Genomic DNA, 6,367 nt, shown 5'->3' on the forward strand with positions numbered 1-6,367 from the left:
TCCCCTAGAGAAGCGCGGTCAGCAGGATGAGCAGCGCCGGCAGCACCAGGAACATGCCGATGACCCAGACGGCCACATAGAGCTTGTTCTCCGCACCGAGCCTGGCCAGCGTGGTTGCACCCCACGGCGGGATCCACCGCAGGAACGGCAGCCCGTAGATCACGAGCAGGGCGAAGATGTTGTAGAGCACGTGGATGAAAGCGGCCTGCAGGGCGAGCTGCGCCTCGGCGCCGGAGAAGGCGAAGGCGGCGATCAGGGCGGTCAGGGTGGTGCCCACGTTGGCACCCAGGGTGAAGGGGTAGACCTGCTTGATGCTGAAGGTTCCGGACCCGGCCAGCGGGACGATCAGGGAGGTGGTGGTGGAGGAGGACTGCACCATCACGGTGATCAGGGTGCCGGAGGTGATGCCGGAGACCGGGCCGCGTCCGATGGCGGTGTGCAGCACCTGCTTGGCGCGTCCGACCATGACGATCTTGAGCAGCTTGCCGATCATGTTGATCACACCGAGGATCAGGCCGATGCCCAGCAGGATCATCGCGATGCCGTCGAAGGGCGTGGGCAGGGGACTCAGTGCGCTGGTCATCAGGTCACCCAGCGGGTCGGTCAGCGTGGTGACCCCGGTGCCGAGGCCGCCGAAGACGGCGGCGAGCGGTCCGCCGTCGCTGCCGGCGAGCTGCTCGGACATCCAGGCGGAGGACTTCTCCACCAGACCGAAGGCGAGCTCCAGGGGCAGGAAGATGATGACGGCGAGCAGGTTGTAGAAGTCGTGGATGGAGGCGGCGGCGAAGGCGCGGCGGAAGGACTCCTTGTCGCGCACCATGCCGAGGCTGACCAGGGTGCTTGTCAGGGTGGTTCCGACGTTGGCGCCCATCAGCATGGGGATGGCGGTGGCCATCGGCAGTCCGCCGGCGACCAGTCCGACGATGATGGAGGTCACCGTGGAGGAGGACTGGGTCAGCGCGGTGGCCAGCAGGCCGATCATCAGGGCGACCAGCGGGTTGGAGGCGAAGGCGAAGAGTTCCTCGGCCTGACCACCGGTGGCCGCCTTGAAGCCGTCGCCGACCACGGCGACCGCGGTGATCAGGATGTAGATCCCGACGGCGACGGAGATCCAGTTCGCCCACTGCAGGGCTTTGCCGGTGATGCCGAAACGTTCCAGCGGACTCCGGGGCGGTGCATCCTTGACGTCTGCGGTCGCTGCGGCGTCGGCGGTTCCTGTGGTGTCGGCGATGTCTGCAGCGTCCTGTATGTCAGCGGTGGCGGAAGCGTCGGTTGCCTCGGTGGCCTCGGTGGTGCTGTCCTGGCTGGTTTTAGCCGGCACGGACCGTCTCCATTCGTTGTCGGGGTCTTCCATCATCGAACTGTGTCGAAACGTGAATCCGTCATGGCAGTGTATGGTCTTCACCGCGAAACACCACAGTCACAGGGTGAACAGAAAGTGAACATTCGGGATCGCCCTGTTCACGCGGGTGGGCGATCTCCCGGATGGGATGGTGGACGGTGTTCGGTAGGATGGGCCACGTGACCCAGCAGCAGCAGTCCGGCGCATCGGCCGGCAGTCCCAGTCAAACTCCCCGCCCCGTGCTGGTCGTTGACTTCGGAGCACAGTACGCCCAGCTCATCGCACGTCGTGTGCGTGAGGCCCGGTTGTACTCCGAGGTCATCCCGCACACGATGACCGCCGAGGAGGTCGCCGCGAAGAACCCGGCGGCGCTGATCCTCTCCGGTGGCCCGTCGTCGGTCTACGCCGACGGCGCCCCGGCCCTGCAGGGTGGCCTGCTGGAGCTCGGCGTCCCGGTCTTCGGTATCTGCTACGGCTTCCAGGCCATGACCCACGCCCTCGGCGGCACGGTCTCGCAGACCGGCGACCGCGAGTACGGCCGTACCGACGTCACCGTCGACGGCGGCTCGCTCCACGTTGGCTTCGAGACCACCCACAAGGTGTGGATGAGCCACGGCGACGCTGTCTCCGCCGCCCCCGAGGGCTTCGATGTCACCGCGCGCTCCGCCGGTGCCCCCGTCGCCGCCTTCGAGTGTGCCGCCAAGCAGATGGCTGGTGTGCAGTACCACCCGGAGGTCCTGCATTCCCCGCACGGCCAGGAGGTGCTGACCCGCTTCCTGTACGACATCGCCGGTCTGGAGCCCACCTGGACCGCCGGTAACATCGCCGAGCAGCTCATCGAGGCTGTGCGCGAGCAGGTCGGTCCGGAAGGACGCGCGATCTGCGGCCTGTCCGGCGGTGTGGACTCCGCCGTCGCCGCCGCCATCGTGCAGCGCGCCATCGGCGATCGTCTGACCTGTGTCTTCGTCGACCATGGTCTGCTGCGCCAGGGGGAGCGCGAGCAGGTCGAGACTGACTTCGTCGCCGCCACCGGTGCGAAGCTGATCACCGTCGACGAGCGTGCGGCTTTCCTGGACAAGCTGGCCGGGGTCTCCGATCCCGAAGCGAAGCGCAAGGCCATCGGTGCGGAGTTCATCCGTTCCTTCGAGCGTGCCGTCGCCGGTGTCCTGGAGGACGCCCCGGAGGGCTCCAGTGTCGACTTCCTGGTCCAGGGCACCCTGTACCCGGATGTCGTGGAGTCCGGTGGCGGTTCCGGCACCGCGAACATCAAGAGCCACCACAATGTCGGCGGTCTGCCGGACGACGTGGAGTTCACCCTCGTCGAGCCGCTCCGTCTGCTGTTCAAGGACGAGGTCCGTGCAGTCGGTCGCGAGCTCGGCCTGCCCGAGGTCATCGTCGGCCGTCAGCCGTTCCCGGGTCCGGGCCTGGGCATCCGGATCATCGGTGAGGTCACCGCGGAGCGTCTGGAGATCCTGCGTGCTGCCGACGCCATCGCCCGCGAGGAGCTCACCGCCGCCGGCCTGGACAACACCATCTGGCAGTGCCCGGTCGTGCTGCTGGCCGACGTCCGCTCCGTCGGTGTCCAGGGCGACGGCCGCACCTACGGTCACCCGGTGGTGCTGCGTCCCGTCTCCAGTGAGGACGCCATGACCGCCGACTGGACCCGCGTGCCCTACGAGACCCTCGAGCTGATCTCGACCCGCATCACCAACGAGGTCGCCGAGGTTAACCGCGTCGTGCTCGACGTGACGAGCAAGCCCCCGGGAACCATCGAGTGGGAGTGACGCATCGGTCGGCCTTGTGGCCGGTCTGATGCATGAACCGCGCCCCGTCGAGGATGATCCTCGGCGGGGCGCCGTTGTCTTTCCGGGTTGTCTTTCCGGGTGCTACTTCCGTGCTTTCGCCGCGGCGATCTCCTCGAGCTCGCGGGTGCCGTCCAGCCTCGGGGTGACCTGCCAGATGTAGGCACCGGCGACGATCCAGACCAGGACGGCGATGGCCCAGTTGTCGATCTGGAACGGGGGGAGCAGCATCAGTGCGAGCCACACGGGGAACAGTGGGACGATTTGCTTGACCCGGGTGGTGTAGCGCTGGCCGTTGGCCTCCACGGCGGCCCTGACGTCGCGCCGGTAGGGGTGGCTGAAGAGCCAGGCCAGACCGGCGCCGAGGAATACCACCATCAGGGCGACCCGGATGCCGGGGGGCAGGGGGGTGGCGAGCGCGCCGACCCCGACACCCATCAGTGCCGCGGCACCGGCGCGGACCGGACGTGGGGTCTCCGGTGTGGGGTTGACTGCGGGGGATTCCTTCTTCGCGCTGGTGGACATGGCTGACCAGTCTAGCCGGGGAGAACTGTTTGACGGTCACTATGGGGAAGCCTACGATCGACGTACTAAGAACGCATGTTCGAATTATGAACGTTGCTGTCCGGTGGTCGCTGTAGTGTGACCGGCAGGATCGGCACGATGGAAGGAGGTGGTTGGTGATGGGGGCGGTGCGGTCGACTGGTGATGTCAGTGACATTGTCGCTACCACTGGAACGGGTGTGCGGGAGAAGAAGGATGTGGTCGCGGAGCTGCGCGGGCGGATCGCCCGGATCGGCGGCGCGGTTCCGACTGCCGCTCCGGCAGCACCTGCCCCCGCGTCTGAGCCGGCTTCTCCCAGTACCGGTGTCGAGTCTGCCACCGGCTCTTTCGCCAGCACTGTCGCGGTCCCCGGGTGGCTGGGTCAGCACCTGGTCAGTGGGGGACTGCCCCGGGGTGCAGTCACTGTGGCACAGGACTGTCCGGCCGCCCTCGTCGACCTGCTCGCCGTGCTCACCGCCACCGGAGGGTGTGCGGCGGTGGTCGGACATCCGCGACTGGCGTTGGCCGCGGTGGCGGCCGCCGGTGGGGACCTGGACCGACTGGTGGTGGTCCCGGACCCCGCCCCGCACGCCACCGCGGTGCTCGGCACCCTGGTGGACGGACTCGACCTGGTGCTCTACCGGCCACCGCAGGCGGTCGCACCCACGGCGGCACGGCCGGTGGAGGCACGGCTGCGGCGCGGTGACTGCGCCCTGCTGGTCTGCGGCGACCAGCAGTCGTGGCCGACCGCCCGGCTGCACCTGCAATGGCAGACCGGGGAGGTCACCGGCCTGGGACGTGGATCCGGCCGGGTGCGTGAGGTGACCGTCGCCGGGAAACTGTGGGGTCAGGGTCAGCCGCCGCAGACCTTCACCGCAGCCGTCGGTGGTGCGGACAGTACCGCTACCGCACCCGTCAGCACCGCACCCCTCAGCACCGTGCCACAGGAGCGTGCGCTGTGAGTCGGGTGCTGGCGCTGTGGTTCCCGGACTGGCCGGTGTATGTCGTCGCCCGTCGTCGGGGCTGGGATCTGCTCGCCCCGGCGGCAGTGGTGGACAACCACCGGATCCACGCCGCCAATGCCGCGGCCCGTGGTGCCGGGGTGCGTCCGGGGATGAAGGAACGCCATGCCCTGGGCACCTGTCCGGCCCTGCAGGTCGGTGAGGTCGAGGAGGACGCCGAGGCTACCGCCCACGAGGAGGTCCTCATCGCCCTGGAACAGGTCGCCGCCGGGGTCGAGACATTGCGACCCGGGCTGCTCGCCTTCCCCGCAGCACCACTGGCCCGCTACTACGGCGCGGAGGAACGGGCCGGCGAGCTGCTGGTGGATGCCGCCGCGCAGGCCGGGGTGGACTGCCTGGCCGGTGCCGCCGATGACCTGGTCACCGCCGTCTGGGCCGCACGGCAGGGGCGCAGCATCGGCCCCGGGGCCTCGGCGGCATACCTGGCCGGACTACCGTTGCGCATCCTCGTCGCCGAGCCGTCGCTGGGGTGCCCGAGGGAGATGGTGGATGTCCTGTCACAGCTGGGCATCCGCACCCTGGCGGACTTCACCGCCCTGCCGCGCCGGGATGTCGCCGGACGTTTCGGTGCCGAGGCGGTCTACTGGCACCGGATCGCCGCCGGCGAACCGGAGCGTCCGGTGTCGTCGGCGCGGATCGCCGCCCCGATGGAGGCCCGGGTGGAGCCGGACGACCCGGTGGCCGACACCGCCGCCGCGGCCTTCCTGGCACGTCAGGCGGCCGTCCGGCTGCACGGGATGCTCGCGGATGCCGGGCAGGTGTGCCTGCGACTGGCGGTGCGCGCCCACCTCGACCCGCCACCGGGGTACGAGGGGCCGTTGAGCGTGGAACGGGTCTGGCGGTGCCGGGAGCCACTGACCGAGGAGGACACCGCCCAACGGGTGCGGTGGCAGCTCGACGGGTGGCTGACCCGCGTCCGCGGCAGCCGCGCCGACACGGACACAGAGACCGGTGCAGACACGGATTCCCCCGACGGTGTCGGCGGGATCCGGGCGATCGAGCTGGTGCCGGTGGAGTGCCTGCCCGCAGGGGAGGTCGTCGATGCCCTGTGGGGCGGACCCGATGCCGGGATCCGTGCCGCCCGCGCCGCCGCTGCCCGGGCCCAGGCGTTGATCGGTACCCAGGGTGTGCTGCGTCCGGTGCACCGCGGCGGACGTGGTGTCGCCGGACGGGTCGTCGCCGTGCCCTACGGGGAGAGCGACCCGGAACAGGTCACCGCATTACTCACCCGGGACTGGGCCGGGGAACTCCCCGCCCCGTTGCCTGCCCTCGTCGAGGCACCGGAACATGCTGCAGCAGAACGGGACACGCCGCGTCCCAACCACCCGGCCGCCGGCGTCCACCTGCTGGATGCCGACGGGGCCCCGGTGTGGGTGACCGGGCGGGCGCTGATGAGTGCGCCGCCGGAAGCGATGCGGTGGGGTAACCGCACCCACCGCATCACCGGCTGGGCCGGCCCCTGGCCGGTCGACGAACAGTGGTGGACACCCTCCCCACGTCGCTACGCCCGGCTGCAGGTCTCCACCGACGAGCCCGCCGCCTACCTGCTGGTGTGCCGGGGCAAAGCCTGGCGCATCGAGGCGACCTACTGACGGGGCCGAGAAGTGTGTTTCTGACTTCCCGGAGTAATGTCGATCGTGGAGAAACAAGTGAAAAAT

5 protein-coding genes are annotated in these 6,367 nt (G+C 69.4%); 3 read left to right on the forward strand and 2 right to left on the reverse strand.

Going from position 1 to position 6,367, the window contains the following annotated elements; translation table 11 throughout:
* Positions 1-4 precede the first annotated feature (4 nt).
* Positions 5-1,321 carry a Na/Pi symporter gene (locus ACTXPP_RS12560; protein WP_301497129.1) on the reverse strand — a complete coding sequence of 439 codons (1,317 nt, stop codon included), beginning with the start codon at positions 1,319-1,321 and terminating at the stop codon, positions 5-7.
* Positions 1,322-1,521: 200 nt separating this feature from the next.
* Between ACTXPP_RS12560 and guaA the strand changes: the two genes are divergently transcribed.
* Positions 1,522-3,126 carry a glutamine-hydrolyzing GMP synthase gene (guaA, locus tag ACTXPP_RS12565; protein ID WP_301497128.1) on the forward strand — a complete coding sequence of 535 codons (1,605 nt, stop codon included), beginning with the start codon at positions 1,522-1,524 and terminating at the stop codon, positions 3,124-3,126.
* 102 nt (positions 3,127-3,228) lie between these two features.
* Here guaA and ACTXPP_RS12570 read toward each other — a convergent pair whose 3' ends face one another.
* Positions 3,229-3,669 (reverse strand): hypothetical protein, encoded by a 441-nt coding sequence (locus tag ACTXPP_RS12570; RefSeq protein WP_301497126.1) that lies wholly within the window; start codon positions 3,667-3,669, stop codon positions 3,229-3,231.
* A gap of 218 nt (positions 3,670-3,887) precedes the next feature.
* Here ACTXPP_RS12570 and imuA' point away from each other — a divergent pair, with 218 nt between their 5' ends.
* On the forward strand, positions 3,888-4,649 hold the full coding sequence (gene imuA', locus ACTXPP_RS12575) for a DnaE2-dependent mutagenesis accessory factor ImuA' (protein WP_301497124.1): 762 nt from the start codon (positions 3,888-3,890) through the stop codon (positions 4,647-4,649).
* The gene (locus ACTXPP_RS12580) at positions 4,646-6,301 is read left to right on the forward strand and encodes a Y-family DNA polymerase (protein WP_301497122.1); all 1,656 of its coding nucleotides are present in this window, start codon (positions 4,646-4,648) and stop codon (positions 6,299-6,301) included. Before imuA' ends, ACTXPP_RS12580 begins: the two co-directional genes overlap by 4 nt.
* Positions 6,302-6,367 lie beyond the last annotated feature (66 nt).

Source organism: Candidatus Corynebacterium faecigallinarum (genome assembly GCF_052264515.1).
Lineage (GTDB): Bacteria > Actinomycetota > Actinomycetes > Mycobacteriales > Mycobacteriaceae > Corynebacterium > Corynebacterium faecigallinarum.